Source organism: Sphingopyxis sp. GW821-FHT12C06 (genome assembly GCF_058807415.1).
This window is the reverse complement of the sequence record NZ_JBXAQR010000001.1, coordinates 198691-213534: the sequence shown is the minus strand read 5'-3', so window position 1 is coordinate 213534 and position 14844 is coordinate 198691. Positions and strand designations below refer to the sequence as shown.

Sequence of the window (14844 nt, the reverse complement as noted above, 5' to 3'; positions counted from 1 at the left end):
GGCGGCAAAGGGACCGCCTTGTCTGCTTCTGCAGACCGCTCCTCGGTAGCTCAGCGGTAGAGCAATCGACTGTTAATCGATCGGTCGTAGGTTCGAATCCTACCCGGGGAGCCATTTTCTACTTTCGTGCATTCTTGCGCTTTTTGCGACGGCCGCGAGCGCGGCCCGCGGTAGACTTTCCACAATTATATCAAAGGGTTTACGGAAGGTAACTTCCAGTTCCTCACCCTTGTACAAGCAGTTCGATAGCAGATGATTCAGGATGTTTCGTTTGTCGGCGAAATCGGCGTCGGCGAACATCCGCCTTGCATCTTTCGCGATCCCAAGCAGCGCAATACCGTCGTCGATATACGTGTCATCAGCGACAGAAAGCCGATCAAACTCGCGCGCTAGACCTTTTTGGTCCTGCCGGAAATCCTCCGTGATGCGAGTAAAGATGTCTTCGTCGATCCGACCGTCAATGTGATCCACATAGGCTTGCTTCATTCGGTCGCGAACATCGTCCTGATCACGACGTAACCGATCCAGCACCCTTGCATGCTCGCTCGCAACGAGATCGCTGTTTTCTTTGAGCGCCTGCCCAAGCCACTTGAACATCTCGGGCGTCATCGAAACCTGAGCGATGATGTCTGCGAATCGGTCCAGCAGTTTTTCCTGCCGGACGTAGGGCTCCTTGCAGTTCCCTTTATAGCGGCTGCAGCGATAGTAGATGTACCGCCCTTTTTTAATGTCGCCTACCAGCTTCCCGCCACAGTGACCGCAATTGATAAGGCCGGAGAATATGAAGCCCTTCTCCTCGCGAGCGCGTGGGTGATTTCGGCCGTCCAGGACTTCCTGGACCTTCTCCCATAGATCCGTTGAAACAAGTGGCTGGTGCAAGCCCTGGTAGCGGTGACCGAGCCATTCGAATTCTCCGGTGTAAATACGCGATCGCAAGAGCCGATGCACCGAGCTCACGCCAAGCGGCTTTCCGCTTTTTCGATACGCCATGCCCATTTCCCGGGCTTTCTTTCCGGCTTCCTTGAGCGAATAGCGGCCGGTGCCGTACCACTCGAACAGGCGAGTCACCCCAAGCGCCGTATGGGGATCCACCTCGATGATCTTTTTACCATGCGGACCGACGACGTTGCGGTAACCGAGGGGAGCAACCGTCGGCCAGATTCCCTGCTCGGCCTTCTCGAGCATTCCCTTGCGCGCTTCTTCCGAAAGATTGTCGATATAGTTCTTCGCCATCAAAACCTTGATGCCGTGCATGAATTTCTCGGAAGACTTCGAATCGGGCGAGAGCACGACACCCTCTTTCACAAGATGAACTTCGACCTCGAATTCATCGAGAGTCACCCAATCGCGCAGGTTGCGATAGAGGCGGTCGGTCTTCTCGACGAGGATCGTGTCGACTGCAGGATGCCTGCGGATATACGCCACCATCTGATTGAAATTGGTTCGGCCAGCCGCCTTCGCCGTCTCGACGTCGATAAACTCTTCGACAATCCTGGTCTCGTTGGCCTCGGCATAGGTCCGCAATAGCTTCAGCTGCGCGTCGATCGAGAAACCTTCGCGGTCCTGCTCTTTCGACGATACCCGAGCGTAAAGCACTGCTCGAGGAGTTGTTTTCGGTGAAGGAATTTCAGCTCGCCGTGGGGTGTGGGATCTGCGCATTTTATCCTCGCTTGCTTAGGGACTGCCGGGACGCGCGCTGCAGCCCCGATCCGGTCAGCTAGGAGAATGCCGCAGCAAAGGATTCCCCCCGAAAAATCTTATCGGGTCTGAATTTATCTCGGCTCTTCGGCCGATGGTTCGCGAAGGTTTGACAACAGCCCCATGAATGAAACGACGTTTTCGATAATTTCGCGTGCGTCTTCGTCGGTCAGCGGGTCGGAATAATAGGGTTGCCACAATTCTTTCGTGGCGGCGACGAGCTCCGCAGAATGGCGAAGCGGCGCGATCCGCGGCGTGATGCGCCCGCGGTTGGTAAGAGGAATCGGCGTTCGCCAGCGCGGTTTATAACGCGATCGACTTCGCATCCCCCGGCCCTACCGCGACTTCGGGCGCCGGCTGAACTCCCGATCGCTTTCGAGGAAGGCCGACAGCATCGCTGGAATGAGATCGGAAACGGATTCGGCTTTCCCGTAAGTCGCTTCATATGCCGCAGCATAATCCTTCAGGGCCTCGTCCAGATCGGGCGAGAGATGCACGACGCGTTTGACGGGCTGGCGATCGGGAAGCCGGGCTAGCTTGATTGCTGGCATTCACCCTCTCCACGGTTTGAGTATGATATCCTTGTGAACAAGGACGCGAACGGGCCAGCCCGGCCTCACGATCAGCGTCGGCCGGATATCGAGACTCCTTTCAACGAGACGGTCGCCCGCCCTCGCCCCGCTCTGCTGCGCGGCTTCACGCATGGCGCGAACCAGTTCGCTCTCGTCATTGCCCGTACCGAGCTCGGTGCCGACGCCGAGCAACGTCGAAAGCACGACGCCCTTGATCAGCTGCCAGCCATGCGCATCGACGCGGTCGCGAACGCCGGCATAGCCCGAAGGATCGCTCGCGGGCGCATCGTCGAGCGTCAGGGACGAGCCGTCCGGCCATATGATGCGTTGCCAGACGACAAACGCGCGCTGCTGGCCATAGCCCGCATTGCTCTCGTAGCGCCCGATCAGGCGCGCGCCTTGCGGAACGAGCAGCGTCCGCCCCGTGATGCTATCGAAGATATTTTCGCTGACCTGCGCGATCACGATCCCCGGCAATTCGCTGTTGAGCCCAGTGACCAGACTGGCGGCAATGACGCTGCCGCTCGTGACCAGCCACGGCGAAGCCGCATCCTCGATGCGATGGGGACTGACGTTGGCGCCGCCCGCGGTCGCAACCGGACGCGATAGAGTAGCTGCTCCAACGTCCTCGGGGGCCGCCTTCGCCGCGGCGAGAGCATCGCCTGTCGCGGGCATCGTCGGGCGGTTCGATCCAAGCGACATCATCACCGCCGACTGGCGAGCGGCTGCCTCTTCGGCAATTCGTCGCTCGCGCTCGGCTTTGGCCGCCGCTGCGGGGTCGTCTATGGAAGCGGCCGAAGGATATTCGCTTTCCATCTTCCGCTGATGTTCGAGAATGGGCCTGCCGAGATCGCCGGGCAGCGGCGGACCGAGCTTCGGGATTTCGTCGTAGCGGCCCGGAGCCCCGGCGAGCGCTTCGGGCGCCTTGCCCTGCCCCTTCTCGAACATCTCTTCGCCATTCGCCGCGAGCTTGAACGACGCCGGCTCCAGCGCGAACCATGTTATAGCGGCAATCGCCAGCGCGCCGACGGCAGCGACGCCGATGATGATTTCGCGGCGGAAACGCGCAACGCGGCGCGGCGCTCCACGCAGTACCAGCGTTTCGGGGTCGACCTTGACGGCCGGCGCCTCGACCGGTCGATCGGCAGGGGCCGCTTCGACGGCATCGCGTGCCGAGACGCTCTCCGGCGCAATCACCGCGTTTCCCCGGTACGGATAATCCGGACCACCATCTGGCGTTTTGCACCGTGGCGGAGCTCGGCACGCGCGAACAAACGGTCGACGATGTAGAAGCGGCCCGAGACACGGTAATTGACGAGTTCGGGTTCGCCGCCTTCCCCGCTCACGAACAGCGGCGGCGCCTCGCCCTGCGCGAGGCTCGACGGAAATTCGATGAAGGTCTGACGCCCGTCGTTGAAGGCGCGCAGCGGTCGCCAGGCAGGCTTGTCGCCGCGGATCGCGTAGCCGAAATCGAGACGGGCCAGATCGATCGCCGGACGCGCATCGACCACCGCACGCGTCGCGCTCGCGGCGTGCTCGATCGCGAGAAGAGTGTCGTGCGGATAGGTCCAGGATACGGCCGCCATCGCGGTGCGCGCGGTGCTCGCGAGCGCGAGGTGATAGACGCGCCGGTCGGTCGTGATGATCAAATTGGTGGCGAGGCCGGGCGCCAGGGGCTTGATCATGATATGGACGCGGCGCGCCTCCCCCGCCCCGCTCGTCGTGTCGCCGACCGTCCAGCGCGCGGTGTCGCCCGCCGCGACCGCGACGAGCGCTTCGCCCGGCTGGAGCGCAATGTCGGTGACATGCTCAGGCGCGGTCACGAGCCGATAAACGCCGCCCTCGACATAGGCATAGGTTTGGATCGCGCCGCGATAGTCCTGCGCGCGCGGTTCCTTGACGGCCGCCGCCGCTGCGGCGCGGACGCGCTCGACCGGCCCGGAACCGGCGATTGCGGAAGAGGTCAGGACCACCGCACAGGCGGCGGCAAGGATCGGGCGGAGGCACGTCATGGCAAGGCTCCTTCGGGGGTTGCGGGTACGAGAGGGGTTTCGGCTGGCGGCTCGCCCGCCGGCTGCAGCGGCGCGTTAGCGGTGGCGGGGCTCCGCTCCTCGCGCTCATATTCGCGGCTCCAGTCGATCGCCTCGACGTAGAGTCCGAGCGGATTTTTGCGGAGGACATCGGCCGAGCGCGGCGGCTTCACCGCAACGGTTAGCATCGCGGTCCAGCGCGACGTCGAAGCAAGGCTGCCGCGCTCATAGGCGCTTTCTTTCCACTTCACCTGCCACGACCGCGGCGAGGCGCGCACGACGCTGGTGATCTCGACCGAGACCGACCTCGTCCCGACCTTCGCAAAGGGATCGGAGGCCCGCGCATATTCGTTGAGGAAGAGCGCGCCGCGCTCGCCGGCGAAATCATAGGCGACGAGCCAATTCTCGCGCATCAGCACAGGATCGAGCGAGATTCTGCGCACATTCGCAATGAATCGGCCAAGCGACCAGGCGATCTGCGGGTCGGTCGGATTATAATCGGCGGCCGCGGGCGCGACGCTGCGCGCTTCGCCGAGCCGGTCGACCTCGACGACATAAGGCGTCACGCGGCTCTGTACCGACTGCCAGACGAGCCCGGTGGCGAGGCCGGTCGAGAGGAGCAGGCCGCCGAACGCCATGATCCGCCAGTTGCGGGCCTGGACGCGCGCGGCGCCGATCCGGTCGTCCCACGCCTGTCCGGCGCGCTGATAGGGGGTGACGGGCTCGGGCGTCCGCCCGTAGCGCTGGATGGGTCGTTTGAATTTCATCGGATCAATCCTCCTTCTCGGCGATGTCGGGGCTCGCGCCGCTGCCGCCGCGGCTCCCGTCGGAAATCACATGAGCGGCGGTCTGCCGCGCCGAACGACGGCGCTGGTCGGCCTTGAGATCACTTGCCCACGCGGGGGCTGCAGCCGACGGGGCGGCCGGCTCGTTCGACGCCGACGATGCCGGGCGCTTGCTCTGGTTTCCGGCGTTCCAGGCGGCATCGCGTCCGGCGGCAGCCGCATCGCCGATCCCGAGTGCGCTGCCTGCGCGGCGCGCGGCATTGGCCGCCGCGCCCTTGGTCGCGGTCGCGACGCCCGAGAGACCGGCGCCGACCGTTTGCGACCCCGAGGTTTCCTGCCCGAGCTTGTAGGAGGTCGATGCCGCAGCCCCCATCGACGTCCCGGCGCGGACCGCGCCGAGCGCGGTGCCGCCGCCTGCGCGCGCGGCGGCCATGCCGGCACCACCGGCGACGATCATCGTGCCCGCGGCCGCGGCGACGGTCCCGACCGCGGCGCCCGCGCCGAGCTGCGGCGCGCCGGCGACAAGACCCGATGCGATACCGGGACCGAAAATACCGAGCCCGAGCAAGGCGAGCGCCCCGAGCGCGAGCGACATGGCTTCCTCGACGTCGGGCTCCGAGCCCGCCATCGTCGTCAGAAAATCGGGAAAGAAGCCCGAACCGATCCCGACGATGACGCCGAGCACCATCACCTTGACGCCCGACGATATAATGCTGCCGAGGACGCGTTCGGCGAGGAACGCGGTCCGGTTCCACAGCGCAAACGGCATCAGTGCGAAGCCTGCGAGGCTGGTCAGCTTGAACTCGATCAGCGTGATGAAGAGCTGGATCGCGAGGATGAAGAAGGCAAGGATCGTGAGCACCCAGGCGATCAGCAGCACGACGATTTCGAGAAAATTGTCGAAGAAGCCGATCGGCCCGAGCAGCTCCTTGATCTGGTCGATGAGCGGATGCGCCGCCTCGAACCCCGCACCGGCAAGCCGTCCGGGTTTCAGAAGGTCTTCGGCCGAGATCGCGCCGCCGCCAGCGGTGATGCCGAGCCCCGCGAAGGAGCGGAAGATAATATCGGAAAGTGCCCCGAAGTTGCCGATGATGAAGGCGAATACGCCGACGTAGAGGATCTTCTTCAGCAGCTTCGCGATGACGTCATTCTCGCCGCCCATCGCCCAGAAAAGCCCCGCGAGCGTGATGTCGATGCCGATCAATATGCTGGTGAGGAAAGCGACATCGCCGCCGAGCAGCCCGAACCCGCTGTCGATGTAGCGGATGAAGGCTTCCATGAAGCGGTCGATGACATTGAGATCGTCCATCGGGCGGGCTTTCGAAAGTGGTGAAGGGTCCGCGGGGTCTCGGGGGGAGCTTTCGAGACCCCGCGGCGAACGGCGGGCCAGGAGAGGGGCAGCCTCGCGCCGTTCGTGTCGCTGGTCAGCGGATCGGCGTGTAGGCCTTGCCGTCCCCGAGGAAGCGGCGCATGCGCTCGCGCGCTTCCGCGGCGCTCTGCGCCGCGCGGGCGCGGTCGGTCATGTCGGCCTCATAGGCCGCCGCCATCATCTGCTGGAGCTGCATCTGCTGTTTGGCGGCGAGCGCGAGGAGCTGATTGGTTGCCTGTTGCGCCTGGAGGTTGCCCTCGGCGGCCGAGCTTCGCGCCGCAACCTCGGCGAGCACCGCCGCGTCCTCCTTCACGTCGGAGGCGATGCGCGACTGGACCGAGAGCGTACGGCGGTATGACGCCATCGCCGCCTCTAGCCGTGCCTTGGCCTGCGCGACGCTCGCTGACCGGGTCTGTCCGGAGAAATCTTTCGGGAAGAGCGCCGCCATGCGCGCGTCGAGCTGGTCGACGCCGAAATCCACGCCTTCGGCTCTCTCCATCAGCGCATCGACACGCGCGAGATTGTCCTTGAGCCGCGCGAGCTCGGGGAAATCGACCCGCTTTAGATGCTTGTCCATATTGGAGAGCATCTGGGCTTCGTTCTGCAACTGCCTGATTTGCTGGTCGATCTGCTTGAGCGTCCGGGCGGCGGTTAGCAGATTCTGCGAATAATTGGCCTGGTCGAACACCGGCATCGCGGCGGCGGGCGGCGCGGCAAGCAGCAGCGCCGGGAGCGCGGCAGCGGCGAGCAGTATGGGGGTAAATATTTTCATGGCATGTCTCCTTCTTGGGTGGCGGGTCGATCGGTCGTTGGGAGGCCGGCAAAGCCGGCGAGCAGGTCGGCGGCCCAGTCGAGGCCGGCGCCGCGCAGGAAGCGCGCCGCGAAATCGGCATCGCCATGTTCGGCAAGGATCGCGTCGATCCGCGCTTGTGTGGCCGGATCGGACGCGCCGCAAAGCGCTAGCGCTACGGGGCCGAGACCGAGCTCAAAGAGGCGGTTGCCGCGCGCCGACTGGAGATAATATTGGCGCTTCGGCGTCGCGCGCGCGACGAGGGTGATCTGCGCCTCATTGAGCCCGAAAGCGGCATAAGCGGCGCGACTCTGCGGTTCGATCGCGCGGTCGTTCGGGAGCAATATCCGTTGCGGACAGCTTTCGATGATCGCGGGTGCGATGCTGCTGTTCGAGATATCGGCGAGGCTCTGCGTCGCGAAGATCACCGCGACATTCTTCTTGCGGAGAACCTTGAGCCATTCGCGGATGCGCGCCGCGAAGAGCGGGTTGTCGAGGAATATCCAGGCCTCGTCGAGAATGAGCAAAGTCGGCCGTCCGTCAAAGCGGGCGTCGAGGCGATGAAAGAGATAGGAGAGGACCGGCTCGACGACTTGTCCCTGCCCCATCAGCGCCTCGGTCTCGAAACATTCGACCGAGCCGAGCGAGAGCCCTTCTTCGGCGGCATCGAGCAGCCGTCCGTGCGGTCCTTCGAGCGTGAAAGGCTGGAGCGCCGTCTTCAGCGCATTCGACTGCATCAACAGCGAAAGACCGGTGAGCGTGCGTTCCGGGGCGGGGGCGCTCGCGAGGCTCGTCAGCGCCGACCAGATCGCGTCCTTGATGTCGGGGGTCACCGCGACGCCCTCATGCGCGACAAGCGAGGCGATCCAGTCGGCGGCCCAGCTCCGCTCCTCGGCGCGGTCGATCGTGCGGAGCGGCTGAAAGGCGAGCATATCCTCGCCAAGCCCAAGCGCATGATGCCGCCCGCCCATCGCCAGCACCGCCGCGCGCGCCGAATTGCCCTTGTCGAAGATATAGAGCTGCGCGTCCGCATAGCGGCGGAACTGCAGCGCGATCAGCGCCAGCAGCACCGACTTCCCTGCCCCTGTCGGCCCCGCGATCATCATATGCCCGACGTCGCCGACATGCGTCGAGAGGCGAAACGGCGTCGATCCGCCGGTCTCGGCCATCAGCAGCGGCGGGCCCCCGAGGTGGCGGTTCCCGTCGGGGCCGGCCCAGACCGACGAGAGCGGCATCAGATGCGCGAGATTGAGGCTGTGGACGAGCGGCTGGCGGATATTGGCGTAGACATGACCCGGCAGCGACGACAGCCAGGCTTCGACCGCGTTGACGCTTTCGCGGATCGCGGTGAAACCCAAACTATGGACGATGCGCTCGGCGGCGCGCAGCTTTTCCTCGGCGCGCGCGCGGTTCCGGTCCGACACGGTGATTGTCGTCGTCAGATAACCGAAGGAGACATGATCGCCGCCGAGCGCCTGGAGCGCGGCATCGGCATCGACGACCTTGTTGTCGGCGTCGCTGTCGAGCAATTGCGCCGGCTGGTTGTACATCACTTCGCGCAGCAGGGCGGACAGCGACTTGCGCTTGTTGAACCATTGCCGGCGAAGCCTGGTGAGCGCCGCCGTCGCGTCGGCCTTGTCGAGCGCGATGAAACGCGTCGTCCAGCGGTAGGCGAAATCCTGCGAGTTGAGCGCGTCGAAAATGCCGGGGCGGCTGATCGAGGGAAAACCGAGGATCGTAAGCGACCGCAGATATTGGTCGTCGAGCATCGGCTCGAGCCCGCCGATGAGCGGCGTGTCGGCAAGCAGTGCGTCGAGATACATGGGCGTCGCGGGAACGCGGACGCGGTGGCGGTGCGGCGAGATCGCGCGGTGGAGATAGGTCAAAGTCTCGCTGTCGTCGAGCGCGCGCACCTCGGGCATGAAATTCGCCATCAGGTCGATCGCGCGCAGGCTCTCGGCCTCGAAGCGCGCGAGCGCCTCGCGCCAGTCGCGCGTGCCCCCAACCGCACCGGGACGTTCGATGAGCGCACGCCCGGCGCTGTCGGCCTGGTCGGCGGGCGGCATCCAGACGAGCGTCAGATGGAAATGGCTCTCATAATGCTGGCGCTCGCTGTCGTCGAACGCGGCACGCCGTTCAGCATCGACGAGCCACGACGCCGCGTCGGGAAACGCGCTCTCGGGATAGCCCGGCGCGGCAACGCGCTCTGCCTCGAAGAAGAGCGCCCAGCCCGAGCCGAAGCGTTTGAGCATATTGTTCGCGCGCGCGCAGGCTGCGACGAGTTCGGCCTCGGTAGCGCTGTCGAGATCGGGACCGCGAAAGGCGATGCTGCGCTGGAAGCTGCCATCCTTATTGAGGACGATGCCTGGCGCGACGAGCGCCGCCCATGGCAGGTGATCGGCGAGACGGTCGGCGCGCGACCGATATTCGGCGAGATTCAGCATGCGAGCTCGCCTTTCTGCCGAAGATGACGCGCCAGCACCGACGCGAAATCGGGGTCGCGCTTGGCGGCAAAGACCATCAGCGTGTGGCCGAGCGCCCAGAGGATGAGGCCGGCGATCCATTGCTGAAGCCCGAGCCCCATCGCCGCGGCGATGGTGCCATTGACGATCGCGAGCCCGCGCGGCGCGCCGCCGAGCAGGATCGGCTCGGCGAGCGACCGGTGGATCGGCGCCTCATAGCCTTGCGTGTGGCTCATGCGACGAGCGCCCCGCCGCCGAAGCTGAAAAAGGACAGGAAGAAGCTCGAGGCGGCAAAGGCGATCGAGAGGCCGAACACGATCTGGATCAGCCGCCGGAAGCCGCCCGAGGTTTCGCCGAAGGCGAGCGTCAGCCCGGTCGTGATGATGATGATCACCGCGATGATCTTTGCGACCGGCCCCTGCACCGATTCCAGCACCTGCTGCAACGGCTCTTCCCACGGCATGCCCGATCCGGCGGCCACTGCGGTCGCGGCAACGCCGAGGCTGGCAAAGGTCAGGATGACGATGCGTTCGAAACGCGCGGATAGTTGTAATATCAAGGACATGAGAAGTCTCCTTCGGTTTGGATGGAAAGGTCGGTGAGCGCGTAGTCGCCGCCGGGCGTGACACCCTCGACGCGCGCAATCGTCGCGATGCGGCGCGCGGCGCCGCGTCCGGAAATGAAGACAATGAGATCGATCGCTTCGGCGATCAGGCGCTGCGGCACGGTGACGACGCTCTCCTGGACGAGCTGCTCGATCCGGGTCAGCGCCGATGCCGCGCTGTTCGCATGAACCGTGGCGATGCCGCCCGGATGGCCCGTGTTCCAGGCCTTGAGCATGTCGAGCGCCTCGGCGCCGCGCACCTCCCCGACGATGATGCGGTCGGGGCGGAGGCGCAGCGTCGAACGGACAAGATCGCCCATCGACACCGCACCGGCGCGGGTGCGCAGTTCGACGCGGTCGGGCGCCGGGCACTGGAGCTCGCGCGTGTCCTCGATCAGGATCACGCGCTCGTCGAGACTCGCCATTTCGGCGAGCAACGCATTGGCGAGCGTCGTCTTGCCCGAGCTGGTGCCGCCGGCGACGAGGATGTTGAGCCGTTCGACGACCGCCAGCGACAGCAGCCGCGCGGTCTCGGGTGTCGCGATGCCCGCGCTCACATAATCCATCAGCGTGTAGACGCGCGCGGCAGGCTTGCGGATCGAGAAGCAGGGCGCAAGGCTGACGGGCGGCAGCAGCCCCTCGAAGCGCTCGCCTGCCCCTTCCCCATGCGGCGGCAGTTCGGCCGAAACAATCGGCGCCGCCGCATGCACTTCGGTGCGCGCATAAGACGCCACAAGCCGGATGATCCGCTCGACCTGCTCGGGCGCCATGCGCACGCCGGTGTCGACCCGGCCTTCGCCAAGCACATCGACACGCAGCGCCCCGTCGGGGTTGACCATCACCTCGACGACATGCGCGTTCGATAGCACCGCCTCGATCGCCGGGCCCATCGCGCTGCGCAGCATCGTGCGCCGCCGTTCGGCCGAGACCGCCGCGCTCATGCGCCGCTTCCCGAGCCGAAGCTGCCGCGGCCCTCACGAAAAGCCTCGCCGACCTTCATCGTGAACCATTCAAAGCGCTCGCGGCCCTGCGCCCGCGCCGCGGCGTCGCCATCGGCAACCGGCGGAACCGAGGTGAGCAGATAGTGCGTGAGCAAAGCGAGGATCTCGATCTCGATCTGGCTGTTGCGCTCGATCCGCGCGAGCGCACGCGCCATGCCGTCGAGCCGTGTCCCGAAATGCGCCTGCAGTTCGTTCGCGCCCTTGCGCATGAGCCAGGCATCGAGCGCCTCGGCGAGGATCGATGATTTGGTCACCCCGGGCTTGCGCGACAGCGCGGCCAGCTTCTCGCTCAGGTCGCGGCGGATGAAGAGCTGGTGCCGGACCTGCCCGCCGCGCGAGATCGTCACGCCCGTCACAGCCCGAGGCCCAGTTGCTCGCCGCCCTGCGACACGGCTTCATCCATCGCATGACCGATCAGCACCGGCGCAAGCGGGCGGGCGCGATCGATCAATTTCTTGTCGATGGCGGGATCGACATCATCGTCGATATTCAGCGGATTGGACGCGGGTTCGGGCGCCTCCGGCTCCATGACGGCATCGGCAAGTTCGGGCTCGCGCGCCTGCTGCGCGCCGCCGTCGTCGATCGGCTCGGCGCCGTCGCCATCCGCCTGTGCATCGCCGCCGTCCGCGATAGCCGCCGTCAGGCCGGCCCAGTCGTCACCGCAGACCGGCGGGCAATCGGAATAGCCCGTTTCAGCCAGCACTGGCGGCGCGGCCAGCCGCGTCCCGAAATTGCTGTCCTCATAATAGCGCAGCTTCTTGGCGCGGATCGGGGCGAGACCGGCGACGAGAACAAGCTCGTCAGTCGGCGGCAGCTGCATCACTTCGCCCGGAGTCAGCAGCGCGCGCGCCGTCTCCTGGCGGCTGACCATGACATGCGCGAGCCAGGGTGCGAGGCGGTGGCCGGCATAGTTGCGCATCGCGCGCTGCTCGGTAGCGGTGCCGAGTGCATCCGAGATGCGCTTCGCGGTCCGCTCGTCGTTCGTCGCAAAAGCAACACGGACGTGGCAATTATCGAGGATCGCATTATTCTCGCCATAGGCCTTCGAAATCTGATTGAGCGACTGAGCGATCAGGAATGCGCGAATGCCGTATCCCGCCATGAAGGCGAGCGCGGTCTCGAAGAAATCGAGCCGTCCGAGCGCCGGAAACTCGTCGAGCATCAGCAACAGATCGTGCCGGCGTACCGCCGAACGCTGCGCGTCGAGCTTTTCGGTGAGACGGCGCCCGATCTGGTTGAGGATCAGGCGGACGAGCGGCTTGGTGCGCGAGATGTCCGACGGCGGGATGACCAGATAGAGCGAGAGCGGGCGTTCGGCGGTAACAAGATCGGCAATACGCCAGTCGCATCCCGACGTGACCGCCGCGACGGTCGGATCGCGATACAGCCCCAAAAACGACATGGCGGTCGAGAGCACACCCGAGCGCTCATTCTCGCTCTTGTTGAGCAATTCGCGCGCCGCCGATGCCACCACGGGATGCACCCGCACATCATCGTCGGTTCCCAGATGATTGGTGCGCATCATCGCGACGAGAGTGGCAGCGAAGCTGCGCGACGGATCCGAGAGAAATGTCGCGACGCGCGCGAGCGTCTTTTCCTCCTCGGCGTAGAGAATATGGAGGATCGCCCCGACGAGCAGCGAATGCGAGGTTTTCTCCCAATGGTTGCGCCGCTCGAGCGCGCCTTCGGGGTCGACGAGGATGTCGGCGATATTCTGGACGTCGCGGACTTCGTGAATGCCGCGGCGCACCTCGAGCAAGGGATTGTAGCGCGCCGAGCGCATGTCGGTCGGATCGAAATAGAGGCAGTGCGAAAAGCGCGCGCGACAGGCCGCGGTCAGCTGCCAATTCTCACCCTTGATGTCGTGCACCACGACCGAGCCGGTCCAGCTGAGCAAGGTTGGTACGACGAGCCCGACCCCCTTCCCGCTCCGCGTCGGCGCGAAGGCCATGACATGCTCGGGGCCGGCATGGCGCAGATAGCGCCCGCCAAGCGATCCCAGAAATACACCCGCATCGCCGCGCAGGCCCGCCGCATCGATCTCGCGCTCCCGAGCCCAGCGCGCCGAACCATAGGTGGTGACCTGCCCCTTCTGCCGCGCGCGCCACAAAGACCCGCCGATGGCGGCAGCACAGCCGATAAAGCCGCTCGCCCCCGCCAGCGCGCCCGCGCGATCGAAGACGTGCGGCGCATAGGCGTCATAATGATACCACCAGGGGAAGAGCGCCCAGGGCCGGTAGACGGGAAAGCCCGCGAACGAGAACCATGGCGCGCCAAGCTCGGGCTGATAGCCCAGCATCGCGGCCGCCCATTGGGTCGCCGCCCAGACGCCGAGGATCACGAGCCCGAAGACGATCAATATCTGACCGACGAGCAATTTGGTGGGGGTCATCATCAAGCTCCCGCCGGGACGAACATGTCCTGGCCCGAGCCCTTAAAATCCGCGCAAAGGCACCAAAGTCACAGTGTCGCCACGCCGCACCGAGACGCATGTTCGACGCCGTTCGCACGGCATATGAAAACCTGGACATCAAGACTGGCCGAAGGCCGCATTGGGCGGATTGCCGGCTTCCCGCCTTTCAAATGTCGCGAACGAAGGCAGACAGGCTGCACGGTGTGCGATAATGGCTGCACGGCGCGCCTATGCTTTGCGCCAAACCAGGAAAAAATGCCGGCGCAGCACCGGCGTAAAACAATGAAGTTCAAGGAAGATCATGTGAGCGACGAAGTCGAATGGTGGGAATATGATGACGCGGCCGAGATGGCGGCGGCCGTAGCGGGCGATATCGCCTTCATCATCGAAAGCGCGATCGAGGCGCGCGGTGCCGCGGTGATCGCGCTCGCTGGTGGAAAGACGCCCATTCCGATTTACGAAAAGCTTTCATCCGCGAAACTGGAGTGGAAGCGCGTGACAATTATCCCCGGGGATGAACGCATCGTGCCACTGGGCGACCCGCTCAGCAACGTGACCGCCCTCGCCAGATATTTTTTGCCCAAGGGTGCGCGCGTCATGCCCATCGTTCCGGACGCGATCGCGGACTATAAAGCGGCTGGACGTTCTGCCGATGCCCTGATGCGGGATCTGCATTGGCCGCTCGATCTATGTCTGCTCGGGGTAGGAAGTGACGGGCATACAGCCTCGATTTTTTCAGGTCCCGATTTCGACGAAGCCGTAAATGGCCCGAAAGAGACCCGGGCTCTTGGCGTGATGCCGGATCCGATGCCTCTCGATGCACCGGTTCCCCGCGTCACCCTCAGCCTTGCTGCGATCACCGCAGCGCGCGCGCTGGTGATCGCCGTGACAGGCAAGGAGAAGCGCGCCGTGATCGAGAGCGCTATCAAGCAGGGGCGGACCTCGACTTATCCAATAGGGCGCGCATTGGCGGGAACAGAACTGCCAGTCGATATCCATTGGGCGCCATGATGTCGCGGTGAGGTGGTGACGCTCGGGGCGAATAATGGCCGAGATAATCAAGGCGCATGTCAGCGACGCCCGTTCTCGCCAATAATTGCCTAGGAAGTGCCTTGGCACC

At 64.9% G+C, this 14844-nt stretch carries 14 protein-coding genes and 1 tRNA gene; 2 read left to right on the top strand and 13 right to left on the bottom strand.

Going from position 1 to position 14844, the window contains the following annotated elements:
* Positions 1–39 precede the first annotated feature (39 nt).
* A tRNA-Asn gene (locus AC1RRJ_RS00905) sits at positions 40–114 on the top strand.
* Here the strand turns inward: AC1RRJ_RS00905 and AC1RRJ_RS00900 are convergent.
* The 13 genes from AC1RRJ_RS00900 to AC1RRJ_RS00840 all read right to left on the bottom strand — a co-directional run bounded on the left by AC1RRJ_RS00900 (position 100) and on the right by AC1RRJ_RS00840 (position 13703).
* Positions 100–1596, bottom strand: a complete 1497-nt coding sequence (locus AC1RRJ_RS00900; RefSeq protein WP_493119818.1) for a recombinase family protein — start codon at positions 1594–1596, stop codon at positions 100–102. The two genes, AC1RRJ_RS00905 and AC1RRJ_RS00900, sit on opposite strands and share 15 nt — an antisense overlap.
* Before the next feature lie 437 nt (positions 1597–2033).
* Positions 2034–2249 carry a DUF2274 domain-containing protein gene (locus AC1RRJ_RS00895; protein WP_493119817.1) on the bottom strand — a complete coding sequence of 72 codons (216 nt, stop codon included), beginning with the start codon at positions 2247–2249 and terminating at the stop codon, positions 2034–2036.
* Complete coding sequence (locus AC1RRJ_RS00890; protein WP_493119816.1) at positions 2250–3467, bottom strand: TraB/TrbI/VirB10 family type IV secretion system protein; 1218 nt, start codon at positions 3465–3467, stop codon at positions 2250–2252. It abuts the gene before it with no gap.
* Complete coding sequence (gene trbG, locus AC1RRJ_RS00885) at positions 3464–4282, bottom strand: P-type conjugative transfer protein TrbG (RefSeq protein ID WP_493119815.1); 819 nt, start codon at positions 4280–4282, stop codon at positions 3464–3466. The genes AC1RRJ_RS00890 and trbG overlap by 4 nt, the downstream gene beginning before the upstream one ends.
* Entirely contained in the window at positions 4279–5067 is a 789-nt protein-coding gene (gene trbF / locus AC1RRJ_RS00880; protein WP_493119814.1) for a conjugal transfer protein TrbF, read from the bottom strand. Before trbF ends, trbG begins: the two co-directional genes overlap by 4 nt.
* A 4-nt stretch (positions 5068–5071) precedes the next feature.
* On the bottom strand, positions 5072–6394 hold the full coding sequence (gene trbL, locus AC1RRJ_RS00875) for a P-type conjugative transfer protein TrbL (protein ID WP_493119813.1): 1323 nt from the start codon (positions 6392–6394) through the stop codon (positions 5072–5074).
* Between the two features lie 115 nt (positions 6395–6509).
* The gene (gene trbJ / locus AC1RRJ_RS00870; protein ID WP_493119811.1) at positions 6510–7226 is read right to left on the bottom strand and encodes a P-type conjugative transfer protein TrbJ; all 717 of its coding nucleotides are present in this window, start codon (positions 7224–7226) and stop codon (positions 6510–6512) included.
* The gene (gene trbE, locus AC1RRJ_RS00865) at positions 7223–9688 is read right to left on the bottom strand and encodes a conjugal transfer protein TrbE (RefSeq protein WP_493119810.1); all 2466 of its coding nucleotides are present in this window, start codon (positions 9686–9688) and stop codon (positions 7223–7225) included. Before trbE ends, trbJ begins: the two co-directional genes overlap by 4 nt.
* Entirely contained in the window at positions 9682–9942 is a 261-nt protein-coding gene (locus tag AC1RRJ_RS00860; RefSeq protein WP_493119809.1) for a VirB3 family type IV secretion system protein, read from the bottom strand. Before AC1RRJ_RS00860 ends, trbE begins: the two co-directional genes overlap by 7 nt.
* Positions 9939–10271 carry a TrbC/VirB2 family type IV secretion system protein gene (locus AC1RRJ_RS00855; RefSeq protein WP_493119808.1) on the bottom strand — a complete coding sequence of 111 codons (333 nt, stop codon included), beginning with the start codon at positions 10269–10271 and terminating at the stop codon, positions 9939–9941. The genes AC1RRJ_RS00860 and AC1RRJ_RS00855 overlap by 4 nt, the downstream gene beginning before the upstream one ends.
* Positions 10262–11251, bottom strand: coding sequence for a P-type conjugative transfer ATPase TrbB (trbB, locus tag AC1RRJ_RS00850; RefSeq protein ID WP_493119807.1), 990 nt, complete (start codon positions 11249–11251; stop codon positions 10262–10264). The genes AC1RRJ_RS00855 and trbB overlap by 10 nt, the downstream gene beginning before the upstream one ends.
* Positions 11248–11667: a CopG family transcriptional regulator gene (locus tag AC1RRJ_RS00845; RefSeq protein WP_493119806.1), complete on the bottom strand. Its 420-nt coding sequence runs from the start codon at positions 11665–11667 to the stop codon at positions 11248–11250. The genes trbB and AC1RRJ_RS00845 overlap by 4 nt, the downstream gene beginning before the upstream one ends.
* Entirely contained in the window at positions 11664–13703 is a 2040-nt protein-coding gene (locus AC1RRJ_RS00840) for a conjugal transfer protein TraG (RefSeq protein ID WP_493120676.1), read from the bottom strand. The genes AC1RRJ_RS00845 and AC1RRJ_RS00840 overlap by 4 nt, the downstream gene beginning before the upstream one ends.
* A 324-nt stretch (positions 13704–14027) precedes the next feature.
* On the opposite strand from AC1RRJ_RS00840, the gene pgl reads away from it, so the two are divergent.
* A complete protein-coding gene (gene pgl / locus AC1RRJ_RS00835) occupies positions 14028–14735 on the top strand; it encodes a 6-phosphogluconolactonase (protein ID WP_493120675.1) in 708 nt (235 codons plus the stop codon).
* The last annotated feature ends 109 nt before the right edge of the window (positions 14736–14844 follow it).